Raw genomic sequence first — 16,347 nt, forward strand, 5'->3', positions numbered from 1 at the left:
GAGACGCTAGATGTCTGCCTTTTCAAGCTTGCCGCTGGTCATCGAGCCCGCCGACCTGCAAGCACGCCTCAGCGCGCCAGAGCTCATTCTGGTCGACCTGACCAGCCCGGCCCGCTATGAGGCCGGGCATATCCCGGGAGCACGATTCGTCGATCCGAAGCGTACGCAACTGGGCCTGCCACCAGCGCCGGGGCTGCTGCCCTCGCACACGCAACTGGCAGCGCTGTTCGGCGAACTGGGCCACAACCCCAACGCGGTATACGTGGTGTATGACGACGAAGGCGGCGGCTGGGCCGGCCGGTTCATCTGGCTGCTCGACGTCATCGGACACAAAAAGTATCACTATATCGACGGTGGCCTGCTCGCCTGGCAAGCCGAAGGCCTGCCGCTGTCGACCGAGGTGCCGAAAGCCGTCGGCGGTCCGGTTTCGCTGACCCTGCACGACGAGCCCACGGCCACCCGCGAATACCTGCAAAGCCGCCTGGGCGCTGCTGACCTGGCGATCTGGGACGCGCGCGCGCCGACCGAGTACTCCGGCGAAAAAGTCGTCGCTGCGAAGGGAGGTCACATTCCCGGCGCCGTGAACTTCGAATGGACCGCCGGCATGGATCAGGCGCGCCACCTGCGCATCCGCAAGGACATGCCGAAGATCCTTGAAGACTTGGGCATCACTCCGGAGAAAGAAATCATTACCCACTGCCAGACCCATCATCGCTCGGGCTTCACCTATCTGGTGGCCAAGGCGCTGGGTTACCCGAGGGTCAAGGGCTACGCCGGCTCCTGGGGCGAATGGGGCAACCATCCGGACACCCCGGTCGAGACATAAAATCGGCGCCCCGTGTGGAGTCGACCCGTATTCCCCTTTTCAAACGTTAGGAATCTTGATGAAACAGCGTCTGTTTATCCTTTTCCAGTATCTGCTTCCCCACCATCTGCTGTCGCAACTGGCAGGCTGTGTGGCCGAATGCCGCGTGCGCTGGTTCAAAAATGCCTTCACTCAATGGTTCGCGCGCCGCTATCAGGTCGACATGTCCCAGGCTCAGGTCGAGGACATCACCGGGTATCAGCACTTCAATGACTTCTTCACCCGCGCCCTCAAGCCGGGCGCGCGTCCATTGGACTCAACCCCGGGCGCGATTCTTTCCCCTGCCGACGGCGCGGTCAGTCAACTGGGCCCAATCGAACACGGCCGGATTTTCCAGGCCAAAGGCCACAGCTACAGCGTGCTTGAACTGCTGGGCGGCGATGCGCGCCTGTCCGCGCCGTTCATGGGTGGCGAGTTCGCGACCGTTTACCTGTCGCCGAAGGACTATCACCGCGTTCACATGCCGCTCGCCGGCACCCTGCGCGAAATGGTTTACGTACCGGGCCGGCTGTTCTCGGTGAACCAGACGACGGCGGAAAACGTGCCGGAGCTGTTCGCCCGTAACGAGCGCGTTGTTTGCCTCTTCGATACCGAGCGCGGTCCGATGGCCGTCGTGCTGGTGGGCGCCATGATCGTCGCCTCGATCGAAACCGTCTGGGCAGGTCTGGTGACGCCGCCCAAGCGCGAGCTCAAGACTTTCCGTTACGACGAAGCCGCGCGCGCCCCCATTCATCTGGAAAAAGGCGCCGAGCTGGGTCGGTTCAAGCTGGGCTCCACGGCCATCGTGCTGTTTGGCCCAAATCAGGTGAAATGGTCCGAACTGCTGGCGGCCGGTTCGCCGGTGCAAATGGGTCAGGGCCTCGCTTTGCCATTGCAGGCCTGATTCTTGCGTAAGCTAGTCCCCTGAGAGCGTGATGCTGTTTTTCTGGCGCTAACGGCACCAAGGCGTCGCGCAGCATTACGCTTCGTCAGGGATGGTTGAGCCAGGCCGCATGACCCTGGGCCCAGGCTGCGACGTTGCAGGATGCTGCTAGAGTCCAGTTGTCAGCGCTTTAGGAAACGTCGCTTTCAATGGACGTAAACGTGCTCTTTTCGCCCGGCGAGGGTGCTTGCCCCGGAGTTGGACGCCGCCGTTCAGGCCTGTAGTTGTCGGAGTTTTCCTGTCACATGAGTAATTTAAGTCTCCCACTGTTGTTGCGCGCACCTGTGCCGACGCAGTCGAGCCTGTCGTTCTGTGACGCGACGCCCAAAGACATGAAGCGCTGGATCGCCACCCTGCCCAAGGCCAATCTCGGCGAAATGGCGCGCCAGCTCTATCAGGGGCTGGGCGAGCTGAACCAGTTGCTCACCCCAAGCGACAACCGCATGCAGCTCCTCGAATTGCTTCGCCCGGAAGTCTTTTTCGTGTGCAAGCATCTGGAGCGTCACTTCCTGAACCAGTCGGTTGTTCTCGAAGAGCGTCCGCGCAAGGTTGCCAACCTGTGCCAGGCCCTGCAAAACCACTTGGCCATTGGTTACAAACAGATCATCGCGCGGGTCGCGGTCAAGCTCGGAAAAGACCGCATCGGCCTGCTGACCACCGCCCTTCAGCGTGCGCTCAGCTGCCTGAACGGCCCGCTTATCCGCGCCAACCAACTTTACTGCCCGGTGCAGGACGGCTTGTGGCTGGAGATGCATCAGATTTATCAGATCGCCCGCCAGCATCAATTGCAGAACGTGCCGGTTGCCGACAGCCTCGCCCACAACACTCAGGCGATGAGCGTTGAACAGACATACATCGTTGCGCTGCTGATGGGGTGTTCGCGCTGCAATCAGATGCGCCAGCACAACATCGGCAAACTCGCCGAAGCGCTGGATGCGTGGAGCGCGATGGTCACCCTGCAGCAGCCGCTGGACAGCAACAGCCTGTACGCGGTGTCTCCAGGTACGGACACAGCGCCACGCTATGCCGCGCTGTACGACGAAGATCAGCGGCCAAATTTGCTCGGCATCGACCCCCGTGGTTTGTCGGCTGCCCTGGAGCGCTACACCGAAACACCGGTTGAAGAACGTTCGAAGTCAGCCCTGAAAGTGCCGGCGGGTTTGTCCATCGACGTCCTGCAGCACCTGGCAGCCGCGTGGGGCGACGTGTCGGAACGTGCGTTTCAGCGCACCCCGGGGCAAGGCACCCTGACCGTCTGCGTGGGCATGAGCGCTCTGCATTATTACGTCGGCGGTCAGCAGTCCTTCAGCGACCTGCTGCAAATGTCGACGCTGTCCAGAGTCGTCGACTACACGCTGCAGCCTTTGAAGCCGGTCAAGCATGATCCGTGGGCGCAGACTGCAGACGCGCAACGCGATGGCACCTCGAACAGCATGCTGCCGTTCGAGGAAATCGAATACAAACGTGACGACGCTGAAACCAATGCGGCGTCCGACGGGCAAAAGAGCTTCCCTACTTACGCGCTGCACATTGTCAATCACAGCCCGGGCGGCTACTGCCTGGCCTGGCCGAAAGAAGTGCCGGACCAGTTGCAGGCCGGCGAGATGATTGGCATCCAGGACCACGGTCACGGCTGGAGCATCGCAGTGGTGCGCTGGGTGCGGCAGGTTCGTGGCGGTGGCATGCAGATGGGCGTGGAACTGATTGCGCCCTTTGCCCAGGCGTGCGGCATGCAGCTCACGCGCGCCGAACAGAGCAGTCAGTTTCTGCGCGCCCTGCTGCTGCCGGAAGTTCGTGCGATTGACGTACCCGCGACGGTCATCGCTCCGCGCCTGCCGTTCGAGGACGGTTCCAAGGTGCTGATCAATACCAGCGGCGAACAGCGACGCGCGAGCCTGAGCAATCGTCGGGCGACGACGGGCAGCTACAACCAGTTTGAATATCAGATTCTTGAAGGACCGAAAAAGGCCGCGACGCCAGACGACGACGGCCCGGAGCAGGAATTCGACTCGCTGTGGACAGTGCTCTGAGCCATCGAGGCATCCGTTGCAGATGCCTCAACGTCCATGCGTGTTAAGCGCTGCGCCCTTCCCGGTCGCGGAACCCCAGCAAATACAGCACGCCATCCAGTCCCAGCGTCGAGATGGCCTGCTTCGCCGACTGCTTGACCAGCGGCTTGGCGCGGAACGCCACACCCAGGCCGGCGATGGCGAGCATCGGCAAGTCGTTGGCGCCGTCGCCCACTGCAATGGTCTGCTCCAGACTCAACCCTTCCTTGCTGGCGAGTTCGCGCAGCAGATCAGCCTTGCGTTGGGCGTCGACGATTGGCTCGATCGCGTTACCCGTGCACTTGCCGTCCACCACTTCCAGCTCATTGGCAAAGATGTAGTCAATGCCCAGTTTGGCCTGCAGCTGACGCGCAAAATACGTAAAGCCGCCCGACAGGATCGCCGTCTTGTAGCCCAGCCGCTTGAGTTCGGCAAACAGCGTTTCAGCGCCTTCCGTCAAACGCAGCGAAGCGCCGATCTCATCCAGCACCTTCACATCCAGGCCTTGAAGCAGCGCAAGCCGCTCTTTGAAGCTGGCGCGGAAGTCCAGTTCGCCACGCATGGCGCGCTCGGTGATCTCCGACACGCGCTCGCCGACGCCGTGGGCTTTGGCCAATTCGTCGATGACCTCGGCTTCGATCAGCGTGGAGTCCATGTCGAACACCGCCAGACGACGGTTGCGGCGGAACAGTGAGTCCTGCTGGAACGCGATATCGACGTTCAGCTCCTGGGCAACATGGAGGAATTCAGCCTGCATCTGCTGAGGATCGACCGGCTCGCCGCGCACGGAAAACTCGATGCAGCCTTTACTCTTCTCGGTGGGCATGTCGAGCGGCATGCGCCCGGAAAGGCGATCGATGCGGTCGATGTTCAAGCCATATTTGGCAGTGATCGCACTGACCGTTTGCAGCTGCTCGGCGGTGACCTTGCGCGTCAACAGCGTCACGATGTGCCGCGCCTTGCCCTGACCGTCGACCCAGTGCTGATAGTCAGCTTCGGACACGTCAGTGAAACGCACGTGCTGCCCCAACTGGTCGACTGTCGCCTGCACGTTCTGGCGCACGGCCGCGCCTGCTTCTGTGTCGGGAATCTCGACCAGAAGGCCGAACGACAGCGCGTCGTGAATCACCGCCTGACCGATGTCGAGAATGTTCACGCCGCCTTGGGCCAGCACACCGGTGATGGCCGCAGTGAGGCCCGGACGGTCTTCACCGGTGATGTTTATCAGGACGATTTCGCGCAAGGCGCACCCCCGCAGTTGAAAAAAACCGCATTCTACGCACTTTCAGTGACCGCCGGGCACAGCCAGCGCTTTGCCGCCACAGGGTCGCTCGCTATACTGCGCCCCAACTTCACCAAGAGAGCCGTGCTCAGTGAACCGGCCCACGCCTGTAAAAACCGATAATTTCTTCGTGCTGATCTTCCGGGCATTGCGTCATCGACGTGTACCGATTGCTTTGCGTATCGCCAGCCACAACGTGATCCTCGTCGCGCTGGCTCTGGTGATCTACGCCTGCGTCATGGGTTTGCAATTCAAGCAAGCCATGCACGAGCAGGCTGACGCACTGGGGCAAGCCCTGACCACGCAGACCGCCACGTCCGCCACCGAACTGCTGGTGTCCAACGACATCCTCAGCCTCAATGTGCTGCTGGGCAACCTGGTGAAAAACCCGCTGGTTGCCCACGCGGCTATTTATAGCCCCGACAACCGCATTCTTGCCGAAGCCGGGCAGCGTCCGAAAAACGGCTTGCTGGGCGAGGCGGAAGGTCTCTACGAGATCAAGATCACCTTTCAGGACGTGGTCGCCGGCACGCTGCGCATCAGCCTGGACATGGCCCAGTTCCAACAGCCGCTGACCATCAGCTTGCAGAGCATGGCGATTCTGGCCGGTATCCTGCTGGCACTCGCGTTGGCCTTGAGCCTGCGCCTTGGGCGGCATATTTCCACGCCAATGCTGCAACTGCGCATGTGGTTGCGCTACATCGATCCGTACACGCCGGCCACTGATCGTCAGGATGAGATCGGCGATCTGGCGCGTCAGTTGAAGACTTCGTACGCGCCGCCAGAACCGGAACCGGCGCCCATTCCCGAGCCTGCACAGGTCGAGGACGAGGAAGACGCTTCGCCGGAGTTCGACAGCAGCGACCTGAGCGACCCTGACTTCGACGACACACCCAAACCACGCGCCACAGTGATTCCGGCACGACGTATCGCTGCCGAGGAAGATGAAGAAGATGAGGAGGATCCGTTTGCGGACCTTCGTGATCACTCTCCCACCACGCCAAAACCCGCCTCGCGCCCGATCCTTCCGGTCGTACCGTCGCAACCGCAATACAGCGCCGTGCTGGCGGTACAGCTGGGATCACAGGAGCAGCTGCGCCGTCTGCCGCGAACGCGCCTGACCGAGCTGCTCGAGCGCTACCGAGACTGCATCGATCAGGCCGCTTCGCTCTACGACAGCGAGCTGCACACCCTGAACGACGGCAGTTCGCTGATGGTTTTCAGCACCCAGGACAGCGGCGATGACTACCTGACCAATGCGATCTGCTGCGGCGAGTTGCTGCGTGCGTTGAGCCATGCGTTGCAGATCGAAGTCGCCGACAGCGGCATTACCCTGCAACTGCAGCTGGGCCTGACACTGGGCGAAGGCCTGCATGGCATGAACCAGATCGATCTGCTGCTGACCGAAACCGCGCAGGACGCCTTGGCGCTGTCGCAGCACAGCCGCAATCTGCTGCTGGTGGAGCGCAAGATCAGCGAAGACCCGACCATCCGCCAGCGTGCGCGTATTCGCCCGATTGCGAGCCCTGAAGGTGCCAGCTGTGTGGAGCGTCTGATGGAGCCGTATCCATCGATGCTGGAGCGCCAACTGGCGCGCATGCACGAGGCACGCAAGGTCTAAGCGTCACCCACAAAAAAGCCCGCATCGCTGCGGGCTTTTTTGTGGCCGTCACTCTCAGAAGCGGAACACTTCCAGATCGGTGCGGATGGGTGATGCCATCGGGATCTTCGGCTTGTCCTGATCAGTGCGGGTTTTCGCCGGCGCTGAGGCCTTTTTGGGCACGTCCGCCACATAGGGCTGACTCGCGATGGGCTTGACCGCGACACTCAGCTTGTCCGCCAGGCGCTGCAGCAAAATCCCTTGAGCCTTGACCTGCGCAGCTGATGAGCCTGCATGGGGCTCTTCCAGGTGAACCAGCTTGCTGTCGCGCACATTGCCGCGGCGGTCGAGCAAGCGCCACTGGGCATCCAGTACCGCCGGCTGCTTCTCGCCGGAATCCAGACGGGTGATGGAAAGCACCACCTGCACATCGGGCGTGAAATTGGCCGCGGCAGGCGCCATCACTACGCGTTGGCTGTCGAGCTTCCAGGCCAGCTGGCGCAGAAGCAGTTGATCGATATCGGCAGACAGGCTGCCGGCCCAGCGACCGTCGGTGGAGGCCTTGAGGCTGCCATCCGGCTGACGCTGCAGTAATGTTTCACGCTGCAGATAGTCAGCAATCGCCACAGGGCCCAGCAAGACTGCGACCCCGTTGGTGTGTTTCGGTTGCCCAGGGTCGCCGCTGTCCAGCTGATAGAGCGACGTGGGCTGATGAACGCTGCAACCGGCCAAACCCAGAACGCCGGTCAACAACAGAACACAGGGAACACGTAGAAAATTCATCATCCCGTCCAAGTGAACGCCGTGTAACGCGTCCACGCTGTTGAATACTTTGAAAACATGAAGGCATTCCGCCATAGCGGCGCCGGAGGACGTCATATCATCCGTGAATATGCGCGTTGACTCCAGCGATTCTGCGTCGCTCTCGTGACGAAACGAAGAGCGACCGCCGAACCAACCGCCTTAGTCAGCGGTTTCCACCAATAGCGCATCGACGCGCTGGAATCCCCGCGGCAGCTTGTTGCCCCGTCGTCCGCGTTCGCCTTTGTAGTGCTCCAGATCGTCGGGCTTGAGCGACAGATTGCGCTTGCCCGCCTGCAGCACCAGCGTGGCGCCGTCCGGGACGACGGCTAGGTCGGTCACAAACTCTTCCCGACTGGCAACGCGCTCGCCCGGAATGCCAATGATCTTGTTGCCTTTGCCCTTGCCCAGTTGCGGCAGATCGCTGATTTTGAACACCAGCAAGCGACCTTCGGTGGTCACGGCGGCGAGCCAGTTGTGCTCACGATCCGGCACCGGACGCGGCAGGATCACCTTGGCCCCGGCCGGCAAGCTCAACAGCGCCTTGCCTGCTTTGTTCTTGGCCTGCAGGTCTTCACCCTTGACCACGAAACCGTAGCCGGCATCGGACGCAACCACGTACAGCGCGTCATCCTCGGGTAACAGCACGCATTCGAATGTCGCACCGGGCGGCGGCGTCAGACGCCCGGTCAGCGGTTCGCCTTGCCCACGGGCCGATGGCAAGGTGTGCGACGGCACCGAATAACTGCGACCCGTGGAGTCGATAAACACCGCAAACTGGTTGGAACGACCCGGCGCCAGGGCCTTGAAGCCATCCCCGGCCTTATAAGAGAGCCCGGTGGCATCGATTTCATGACCTTTGGCGGAACGAACCCAGCCTTTTTCCGACAACACGACCGTCACTTTCTCGTTCGGCAGCAGATCGTGTTCGGTCAGGGCTTTGGCTTCGGTGCGCTCGACGATAGGCGAACGACGGTCGTCGCCATAGGTTTGGGCATCCTTGATCAGCTCGGTGCGTACCAGTTTCTTCAGCCTGGCCTCGCTGCCCAACAGGGCTTTCAGCTTGGCTTGTTCCTTGAGCAATTCATCCTGCTCGGCACGCAACTTCATTTCTTCCAGTCGCGCCAACTGACGCAAACGGGTGTCGAGAATGTAATCGGCCTGGATTTCGCTCAGGGCGAAACGCGCGATCAGCGCGGCTTTCGGGTGCTCCTCGGTGCGGATGATGTGAATCACTTCATCCAGATTGAGGTAAGCGATCAACAAACCATCCAACAGGTGCAAGCGACGCTCAACCTTGTCGAGGCGGAATTGCAGGCGACGACGCACGGTCTGTAACCGGAACTCCAACCACTCGACCAGCAATGCGCGCAGGTTTTTCAGCTGCGGCTTGCCGTCCAGGCCAATGATGTTGATGTTGACCCTGTAGCTAGACTCCAGCTCGGTGGTCGCGAACAGGTGCTGCATCAGCGCATCGTGGTCGAAGTTCTTGCGGGCGCCCGGGATGATCACGATCCGGCACGGGTTTTCGTGGTCGGATTCGTCACGCAGGTCAGCGATCTGCGGCGCTTTGGACGGTTTGGCCTGCATCATCGCCGCGATCTGCTCCAGCACCTTGGCACCGGACACCTGATGCGGCAGCGCGGTAACGATGATGTCGCCGTCTTCGATGTGGTACACGGCGCGCATACGCACCGAGCCCTTGCCGGTTTCGTACATTTTCAGCAGGTCGGCGCGGGGCGTGATGATTTCCGCTTCGGTCGGGTAGTCCGGGCCCTGAATGTGCTCACAGAGCTGTTCGACCGTGGCTTTCGGCTCATCGAGCAACCGCACGCAGGCTGTCGCGACCTCCCGCAGGTTGTGCGGCGGTACGTCGGTGGCCATGCCGACAGCGATGCCGGTGGTGCCGTTGAGCAGAATGTTCGGCAAACGCGCTGGCAACACCAGCGGCTCGTCGAGGGTGCCGTCGAAATTCGGTCCCCAATCCGCCGTGCCCTGGCCCAATTCACTGAGCAGCACTTCGGAGTAACGGGACAGACGCGCTTCGGTGTAGCGCATGGCGGCGAACGACTTGGGATCGTCCGGCGCACCCCAGTTACCCTGGCCGTCGACGAGTGTGTAGCGATAGCTGAAGGGTTGCGCCATCAGCACCATGGCTTCGTAGCAGGCCGAGTCGCCGTGGGGGTGAAACTTGCCGAGCACGTCACCGACGGTACGCGCCGATTTTTTGTGCTTGGCGTCAGCGTCCAGGCCCAGCTCGCTCATCGCGTAGACGATGCGTCGCTGCACAGGCTTCAGGCCGTCGCCGATGTGCGGCAGCGCCCGGTCCATGATCACGTACATGGAATAGTTGAGATAGGCCTGTTCGGTGAAGTCAGCCAGCGATCGGCGTTCTACGCCATCCAGGCTGAGGTCAAGGGAGTCGCTCATGCGGGCCTCATCATTTTGTCGTCTGGCGCAGCAGCAATGTGCCGCCGCGCTGTGTGAATTCGAGTTGTTTCACGGCGCTCATGCCCAGCAGCACCTGTTCACCGTCCAGACCGGGCACCACCAGGGCGCGCACGTTGTTCAGGACGATGTCGCCAATCTGTAACCGTTGCAGCGTGGTCCGGAACGCGTCGGTGCGTCCGTTGGCCGTACTCACCTGCACGCGCTCGCCCCGCTCGAGGCGCAGCGCCTGCGCGACGTTCTCCGGCACGGCGACATTGGTTGCGCCGGTGTCGAGCATGAACTGCACGGAACGAGTATTGATCTGCCCGGTCATGACAAAATGGCCGTCACGATTGCCCACCAGCTTCACCTCGACATAGCCGTCTCCATGCTCGGAGGCGACGATGGTATTCGGATTTTCCTGACGCTGCTCCCACTCGCCAAAAAACCGAGTCGCCAGAAACAGCGCCGCCGCCCAGGCGATGATCAGCATCAGCCGCCCGGCGCGTTTGCCGGGGGGTGACGGGGTCAAGGCTTGCCGCTCCAGCCACCCTCGGGCGCGGCAAAGCGCCAGACGACGGGACGTTTTTCGCCATCGGCGCGGACACCGAAGTTGTTGTCGGTGCCGACCCAAGCGCCTTTTTCGTCGACGATCAGCGCTTCGGTCAGGCCGTATTTCTGGTCATACAGCCGGTTGGGCTGGAGCGCCTCTTTGGCGAACGACCAGCACGTTTCCAACTGACCTGTCGTCAAGGTCCGACGGCAGATTCGGTAAGCCGCGCGCTCCAGGGTGAACAGCTTGCCCTTGTACAGCGAGACGTCGGAAAAGTCCTTGGAGACGGCCTTGCCACCCAGCTCGGGCGGCAAAATATCGTTGCCGGACTCGACTCGCAGAATGCAGCTGGCGTCACAGGCCCAGCCGTCCTTGCCGAGCTTTGCGGTCAACAGGCCGCGCTTGTCACGCTCGGCGGCGAGCCATAGTTGATCGCCTGCCGGATTGACCGCGATCCCTTCGAATATGGCGTTGAAATGCTGCAGCATCCCGGCCGACTGCGCTTCTTCGACGACCTTCCTGGGCAGCTCCAGCCAGACCGGCGCACCGTCAACCGGCACTTTCAGCACGGCGGCGTAGGCTTCACTGACGAGGTAACGGTTGCCCGCTGCGTCGCAACTCACGCCTTCAAAATCCAGGTCGCCGCCACGGATCAGCGCCGAAGCCTTGGCCATGCCACGCAGGGTCGCAGACAGCCCGCTGTCCGGAATCGGTGGGATTTCCAGCGTCTGGGCCTTGGCTTTCCAGACCGTTGCCGAGGTGTCAAGGCTGTAAAGCAGGGTGTCGTCGCGGTCCGAAACGGTCCACAGCACGCCGTTGCAGGACGCGAGCCCGGACAGGTTGCCGCCGATCATGTCGTCCACCGGATGCTCTGACAGCAGCTTGAGCTCGGGCAATGGCGCGGCGAAAACGGGCGTGGCGATCAATAACAGCGCTGCAAACCAGCCCCGCATCAGACCAGCACCTCGGCCAGATTGCCTTTGGATTCGAGCCAGCTCTTGCGGTCGCCTGCGCGTTTCTTGGCCAGCAGCATGTCCATCATTTCCGACGTCGCCTCAAAGTCATCCAGGGTCAGCTGCACCAGTCGGCGGGTATTCGGGTCCATGGTGGTTTCGCGCAGCTGCGGCGGGTTCATTTCACCCAGGCCTTTGAATCGGGTGACCTGCGGCTTGCCGCGTTTCTTCTCAGCCACGAGCCGGTCGAGAATGCCGTCGCGCTCGGCTTCGTCCAGGGCGTAATAAATGTCTTTACCCAAGTCGATACGGTACAGCGGCGGCATGGCGACGTAGACGTGACCTGCATCCACCAGCGGGCGGAAATGCTGGACGAACAAGGCGCACAGCAGCGTGGCGATGTGCAGGCCGTCGGAGTCGGCGTCGGCGAGGATGCAGATTTTGCCGTAGCGCAGCTGGCTCATGTCCGCAGCGCCCGGATCAACCCCGATCGCCACGGCAATGTTGTGCACTTCCTGGCTGGCGAGCACTTCGCCGCCGTCGACTTCCCAAGTGTTCAGGATCTTCCCGCGCAACGGCAGGATGGCCTGAAATTCCTTGTCCCGGGCCTGTTTGGCGGAGCCGCCGGCGGAGTCACCCTCGACCAGAAACAGCTCGGAGCGCATCGGATCCTGCCCCGCGCAATCGGCCAGTTTGCCCGGCAGTGCAGGGCCTGAGGTGATGCGTTTGCGCTCGACCTTCTTGCTCGCTTTGAGACGACGACCGGCATTGTTGATCGCCAGTTCGGCCAGCTGCATTCCCATTTCCGGGTGCGCATTGAGCCACAGGCTGAAAGCATCCTTGACCACACCGGCAACAAACGCCGCCGCCTCACGGGACGACAGCCGCTCTTTGGTCTGGCCGGAGAATTGCGGCTCTTGCATCTTCATCGACAGCACGAAAGCGATGCGCTCCCAGACGTCTTCGGGTGCCAGCTTCACGCCGCGGGGCAGCAGATTACGGAACTCGCAGAAGTCACGCATCGCGTCCAGCAGGCCCTGCCGCAGGCCGTTAACGTGGGTGCCGCCCTGAGCCGTCGGAATCAGGTTGACGTAACTCTCCTGAACGCTGTCGCCGCCCTCGGGCAACCACAGCAGCGCCCAGTCGACAGCCTCTTTATTGCCTGCGAATGCGCCGCAGAACGGCTCGTCGGGCAGGCGCAGAAAGTCGGACACCGAATCCTGCAGGTACGAGCGCAGCCCATCCTCGTAATGCCACTCGACCTTCTCGCCAGTGCCTTTGTCCTCGAAGCTGACCAGCAGGCCCGGGCACAGAACGGCCTTGGCCTTGAGCACGTGCTTGAGGCGGCTGACAGAAAATTTCGGGGTGTCGAAGTATTTGGGGTCCGGCGCGAAATACACGCTGGTGCCGGTATTTCGCTTGCCAACGGTGCCAATCACCGCCAGTTCGCTGGCTTTATAGCCATCGGCAAAGGTCATTTCGTGTTCGTTGCCATCGCGCTTGACCCGTACCCGTACCTCGGTCGAGAGCGCGTTGACCACGGAAATCCCGACGCCGTGCAGGCCGCCGGAGAACTGGTAGTTCTTGTTGGAGAACTTGCCGCCGGCGTGGAGCTTGGTGAGGATCAGCTCGACGCCCGACACGCCTTCTTCGGGGTGGATGTCCACGGGCATGCCGCGACCATCGTCGGAGACTTCCAGCGAATTGTCGGCGTGCAGAATGACCTGCACGGACCGGGCGTGGCCTGCCAGCGCTTCGTCGACGCTGTTGTCGATGACTTCCTGCGCCAGGTGGTTGGGGCGTGAGGTGTCGGTGTACATGCCCGGCCGTTTGCGGACCGGGTCGAGGCCCGAGAGGACTTCGATGGCGTCTGCGTTATAAGAGCTAGCGCTGGGATTGGCCATGGGGTCTCGTCATCAAGTCGTTCATGAAATTTCGGAGTGCTACTGTTTTACAAGAATGTTTTTACAAGACTGTTCTACACGTGTGTCGCAGCGACGGCTCAGGTCAGAGCCCGCTCAGATCGACGCCCTGCAGCAGCGCTGGAGCGAACCCGGCGAAGCTCAACAGCGCTGGCATCTTTGCAGCGAAACCCTGAAACCCATGGTCGCCACCCGCTTCGATGCGCAATGCACAAGCCCGATAGAAACTTTGGGCGCGGCGGTAATCCAGCGTCTCGTCGCCCGTCTGCAGCCACACCTGAATACGCTGCGGGTCCTGCGGAGCAGGCACTTCCAGCTCGGCCAGCGCCTTCACGTGGTCGTGCGTCAGCTCCCAGCTCTCGCCGGTATAAAGGTTTTGTTGGGTGCCGAGAAAACCATCGAAGAGCTGATGCGGATTGACCGCCGGGTTGATCAGCACAGCCTTGAGGCCGTGGCGCTCAGCCAAGTGAGTCGCATAGTAGCCGCCGAGCGAGCTGCCGACCAGCAGCGGCCGACCGAGCTCCTCGATTGCGGCCTCCAACTGCATCAGCGCCTGACGCGGATGATGATGCAGTTCGGGCACGCGCACGTAATCGCTCAGACCCAGACGCGCCATCAGCGTCGTCAGCTGTGTGGCTTTCTGCGACCTGGCCGAGCTGTTCAGGCCGTGAATATAAAGAAGCGTCGATTGATCCTGGTTCACGCAGTTGCCTCCCACACGGCAATCGATACATCCCGGACGGGCTGGCCTGTCGCCGCCCATCAAGGCAAAGCCACGCAGTTTACAGGGTCAACTGCGCGATGACTCACCTGTTGACGAATCGCGGCAAATTGAGGAAATGTCTTTCAGTAGCCCGCGCCGTTGATGTCGACGTCGAACAGGTCGGGCTCGATACGCGAAACACCGGTTTCGACCCGCCCATCGTCGTGCAGGCGCAGCCAGCGATAGCCGGGCGCAAGGTCATCAAGACCGAAATCCACGCTGTTCGGCGCGAATTGAATGCAGGTCGATGGCGAAGCCATTAGCCGCACGCCGTCACGAAGCTGATCGAATTCCTGATGCACATGACCCCACAGCACCGCACGCACCTGAGGAAATCGATCCAGGACCGAAAAAAGCGCCTCGGGATTGCGCAAACCGATGGGTTCCATCCATGCCGCCCCGATGGGCAGTGGATGATGATGCAGGCACACCAGATGATGCCGCTCCGGCGCCTCGCTCAAGGCCTGGGCGAGCAACTGAAGCTGGCCGTCTTGCAAATAACCGGGGACGGACCCGGAAACAGCAGAATCCAGCATCGTGACCCGCCAGCTGCCGACGTCGACGACCGGTTCGAGAAAGTCGCTGTTCTGCGCGGCAATCGCCATCTCCCTCAGCTCGTCGTGATTCCCCGGAATCCAGCGCACGGGCGCATTCAGGCGCTCACTTGCCTCGCGGAATGCCTGATACGACTCAACCGTGCCGTCCTGAGACAAGTCCCCCGTCGCCAGTACCAGATCGATCGCCGGCTGCTCGATGAGGACACGCTCGACCACCGCATCGAGACTGGCGCGCGTGGGCATGCCCAGCAGCGTGCCGTCCGCTTCGGCGAACAGATGGCTGTCGGTCAATTGGACGACCAGCACGGATGAGGAATGAGAGGATGGGCTCGACAATGGCCATCTCCTTAAGCGGATGTGGCCGGATTATGGTGTGAGATCGGTGCGGCGGCAAACCTGGAAAGAGGGCCTGGTTCTCATCTGCGTGCAGAAGGTCCAGCCGATAAGTCGCGCCGTCTCAGCGTACCGCCTCAAACTCATGCCCGCACGCCAGGCAATGGCTCAGCCATTCACCCAGAAACACGTTGAGCTGGGCCTTTTCGTCAGGCTGGTGCATGTCGGCATTGGGATAGGGATAGATACCCTGGAAACGACGCGCGTGCTCGGCGCCGATGACTTCGGCCATGCGCGCGTCGTGGTAGACCTGCACTTCGAGGACGGGCACCGGCAACCACGGCAGGCTGTGTTCCTGACGGACTTGGAGCGTGGTGGTGTACGGGCAATCGAGGATGACCTCGACCGCCAGCACGCCCAGCATTTGATCGCCCTGGGTCACGGCGACCCGGCGTGAGCGCTGTTGATTGCGCATATCGGGCAGCAAACGCATCAAGCGCGCGTAGTTCGCCTCGCAGGCGGCTTGCAGCCCGGCGAGGTCAACACGATAGCGCTCGCGCAGAAGATTCACGACCATAGCCCCCTTACTTCGGCGCGGTTAAGCGCCAGCCATTGCATTGCAATAATAGTTGCGGCGTTGACGATGCGCCCGTCCCTGACGGCTTGCATCGCGTCGTCGAATGACCAGACCGAAACCCGGATGTCTTCGGCCTCTTCTACCAGCCCGTGCAGCCCACCTGCCCCCTCGCTGTCGCATTTGCCCAGGTACAGATGCACGAACTCGTTGCTGCCGCCCGGCGATGGAAAGTATTTGGTGATCGGCCAAAGGGCGTTGAACGTCAGCCCAGCTTCCTCTTGTGCCTCGCGGTGAGCAACCTCTTCAGGCTCCTCTTTTTTATCGATCAGGCCGGCGACCATTTCGATCAGCCAGGGGTTCTCATGCTTGCCAATGACGCCGACGCGGAACTGCTCGATGAGCACGACTTCATCGCGTTTGGCGTCGTAGGGCAGCACGCACACTGCATCGTGGCGAACGAACAACTCACGTTTGATTTCCGGGCCCATGCCGCCCGCGAACAATTCGTGGCGCAACTGAAGACGGTCGAGCTGGTAAAACCCTTTGAAGCAGGTCTCACGGTGTGTAATTTCGTGCTTTGTCGGTGTCGATCTGTTGCTATCCGTCATACATTTCTCACTGCTTGAGCACTGTGTCCGGGCCCATCCTAACGCGCTGTGGTGCGGGATGCAGCCCTTTGAATTCGCAAAACCGGTCACCGGGGTAGACGACTGCCGGCGAAAGCACTCTAATCCGCCCGAT

The 16,347-nt window shown here is 61.6% G+C and carries 13 protein-coding genes and 2 pseudogenes; 5 read left to right on the forward strand and 10 right to left on the reverse strand.

Going from position 1 to position 16,347, the window contains the following annotated elements; translation table 11 throughout:
* Nucleotides 1-10: 10 nt before the first annotated feature.
* From IFT99_RS22930 to IFT99_RS22940, 3 genes are all read left to right on the forward strand, one after another.
* Nucleotides 11-826, forward strand: coding sequence for a rhodanese-like domain-containing protein (locus IFT99_RS22930; protein WP_192135355.1), 816 nt, complete (start codon nt 11-13; stop codon nt 824-826).
* A gap of 52 nt (nt 827-878) precedes the next feature.
* The gene (gene asd, locus IFT99_RS22935; protein ID WP_192135399.1) at nt 879-1,748 is read left to right on the forward strand and encodes an archaetidylserine decarboxylase; all 870 of its coding nucleotides are present in this window, start codon (nt 879-881) and stop codon (nt 1,746-1,748) included.
* A 284-nt stretch (nt 1,749-2,032) separates the two neighbouring features.
* Nucleotides 2,033-3,817, forward strand: a complete 1,785-nt coding sequence (locus IFT99_RS22940) for a molecular chaperone (RefSeq protein ID WP_192135357.1) — start codon at nt 2,033-2,035, stop codon at nt 3,815-3,817.
* 43 nt (nt 3,818-3,860) lie between these two features.
* Here the strand turns inward: IFT99_RS22940 and serB are convergent, their stop codons facing one another.
* Nucleotides 3,861-5,078 carry a phosphoserine phosphatase SerB gene (serB, locus tag IFT99_RS22945; protein ID WP_065987818.1) on the reverse strand — a complete coding sequence of 406 codons (1,218 nt, stop codon included), beginning with the start codon at nt 5,076-5,078 and terminating at the stop codon, nt 3,861-3,863.
* Between the two features lie 130 nt (nt 5,079-5,208).
* Between serB and IFT99_RS26975 the strand changes: the two are divergent.
* Together IFT99_RS26975 and IFT99_RS26980 are read left to right on the forward strand one after the other, a co-directional pair.
* Nucleotides 5,209-5,931, forward strand: a pseudogene (locus IFT99_RS26975) (AhpA/YtjB family protein); the annotation flags it as partial.
* A gap of 102 nt (nt 5,932-6,033) precedes the next feature.
* Nucleotides 6,034-6,738: pseudogene (locus IFT99_RS26980) on the forward strand (histidine kinase); the annotation flags it as partial.
* A 54-nt stretch (nt 6,739-6,792) separates the two neighbouring features.
* On the opposite strand, the gene IFT99_RS22955 reads toward IFT99_RS26980, so the two are convergent.
* The 9 genes from IFT99_RS22955 to IFT99_RS22995 all read right to left on the reverse strand — a co-directional run bounded on the left by IFT99_RS22955 (nt 6,793) and on the right by IFT99_RS22995 (nt 16,214).
* Nucleotides 6,793-7,500, reverse strand: a complete 708-nt coding sequence (locus tag IFT99_RS22955) for a PqiC family protein (RefSeq protein WP_065987883.1) — start codon at nt 7,498-7,500, stop codon at nt 6,793-6,795.
* Nucleotides 7,501-7,680: 180 nt separating this feature from the next.
* Nucleotides 7,681-9,948 carry a DNA topoisomerase IV subunit A gene (gene parC, locus IFT99_RS22960; protein WP_192135361.1) on the reverse strand — a complete coding sequence of 756 codons (2,268 nt, stop codon included), beginning with the start codon at nt 9,946-9,948 and terminating at the stop codon, nt 7,681-7,683.
* A gap of 10 nt (nt 9,949-9,958) precedes the next feature.
* Nucleotides 9,959-10,441 carry a retropepsin-like aspartic protease family protein gene (locus IFT99_RS22965; protein ID WP_192135363.1) on the reverse strand — a complete coding sequence of 161 codons (483 nt, stop codon included), beginning with the start codon at nt 10,439-10,441 and terminating at the stop codon, nt 9,959-9,961.
* 35 nt (nt 10,442-10,476) lie between these two features.
* Nucleotides 10,477-11,454, reverse strand: a complete 978-nt coding sequence (locus tag IFT99_RS22970) for an esterase-like activity of phytase family protein (RefSeq protein WP_192135365.1) — start codon at nt 11,452-11,454, stop codon at nt 10,477-10,479.
* The gene (gene parE, locus IFT99_RS22975) at nt 11,454-13,358 is read right to left on the reverse strand and encodes a DNA topoisomerase IV subunit B (RefSeq protein WP_192135367.1); all 1,905 of its coding nucleotides are present in this window, start codon (nt 13,356-13,358) and stop codon (nt 11,454-11,456) included. The genes IFT99_RS22970 and parE overlap by 1 nt, the downstream gene beginning before the upstream one ends.
* Nucleotides 13,359-13,461: 103 nt before the next feature.
* Complete coding sequence (locus tag IFT99_RS22980; protein ID WP_296310618.1) at nt 13,462-14,079, reverse strand: YqiA/YcfP family alpha/beta fold hydrolase; 618 nt, start codon at nt 14,077-14,079, stop codon at nt 13,462-13,464.
* Between the two features lie 143 nt (nt 14,080-14,222).
* Nucleotides 14,223-15,032, reverse strand: a complete 810-nt coding sequence (gene cpdA, locus IFT99_RS22985; RefSeq protein WP_065987825.1) for a 3',5'-cyclic-AMP phosphodiesterase — start codon at nt 15,030-15,032, stop codon at nt 14,223-14,225.
* Nucleotides 15,033-15,153: 121 nt separating this feature from the next.
* Nucleotides 15,154-15,606, reverse strand: a complete 453-nt coding sequence (locus tag IFT99_RS22990) for a DUF1249 domain-containing protein (protein WP_065987826.1) — start codon at nt 15,604-15,606, stop codon at nt 15,154-15,156.
* Nucleotides 15,597-16,214 carry an NUDIX domain-containing protein gene (locus IFT99_RS22995; RefSeq protein ID WP_065987827.1) on the reverse strand — a complete coding sequence of 206 codons (618 nt, stop codon included), beginning with the start codon at nt 16,212-16,214 and terminating at the stop codon, nt 15,597-15,599. Before IFT99_RS22995 ends, IFT99_RS22990 begins: the two co-directional genes overlap by 10 nt.
* Nucleotides 16,215-16,347 lie beyond the last annotated feature (133 nt).

The organism is Pseudomonas sp. CFBP 8772 (assembly GCF_014841665.1).
GTDB lineage: Bacteria > Pseudomonadota > Gammaproteobacteria > Pseudomonadales > Pseudomonadaceae > Aquipseudomonas > Aquipseudomonas graminis_B.

What these genes read in the sequence shown, in the direction of transcription:
- parC (WP_192135361.1), bottom strand. Translation starts at nt 9,948, where the DNA reads ATGAGCGACTCCCTTGACCTCAGCCTGGATGGCGTAGAACGCCGATCG.
- IFT99_RS22940 (WP_192135357.1), top strand. Translation starts at nt 2,033, where the DNA reads ATGAGTAATTTAAGTCTCCCACTGTTGTTGCGCGCACCTGTGCCGACG.
- IFT99_RS22955 (WP_065987883.1), bottom strand. Translation starts at nt 7,500, where the DNA reads ATGAATTTTCTACGTGTTCCCTGTGTTCTGTTGTTGACCGGCGTTCTG.
- parE (WP_192135367.1), bottom strand. Translation starts at nt 13,358, where the DNA reads ATGGCCAATCCCAGCGCTAGCTCTTATAACGCAGACGCCATCGAAGTC.
- IFT99_RS22970 (WP_192135365.1), bottom strand. Translation starts at nt 11,454, where the DNA reads ATGCGGGGCTGGTTTGCAGCGCTGTTATTGATCGCCACGCCCGTTTTC.
- IFT99_RS22930 (WP_192135355.1), top strand. Translation starts at nt 11, where the DNA reads ATGTCTGCCTTTTCAAGCTTGCCGCTGGTCATCGAGCCCGCCGACCTG.
- IFT99_RS22995 (WP_065987827.1), bottom strand. Translation starts at nt 16,214, where the DNA reads ATGACGGATAGCAACAGATCGACACCGACAAAGCACGAAATTACACAC.
- IFT99_RS22990 (WP_065987826.1), bottom strand. Translation starts at nt 15,606, where the DNA reads ATGGTCGTGAATCTTCTGCGCGAGCGCTATCGTGTTGACCTCGCCGGG.
- IFT99_RS22965 (WP_192135363.1), bottom strand. Translation starts at nt 10,441, where the DNA reads ATGCTGATCATCGCCTGGGCGGCGGCGCTGTTTCTGGCGACTCGGTTT.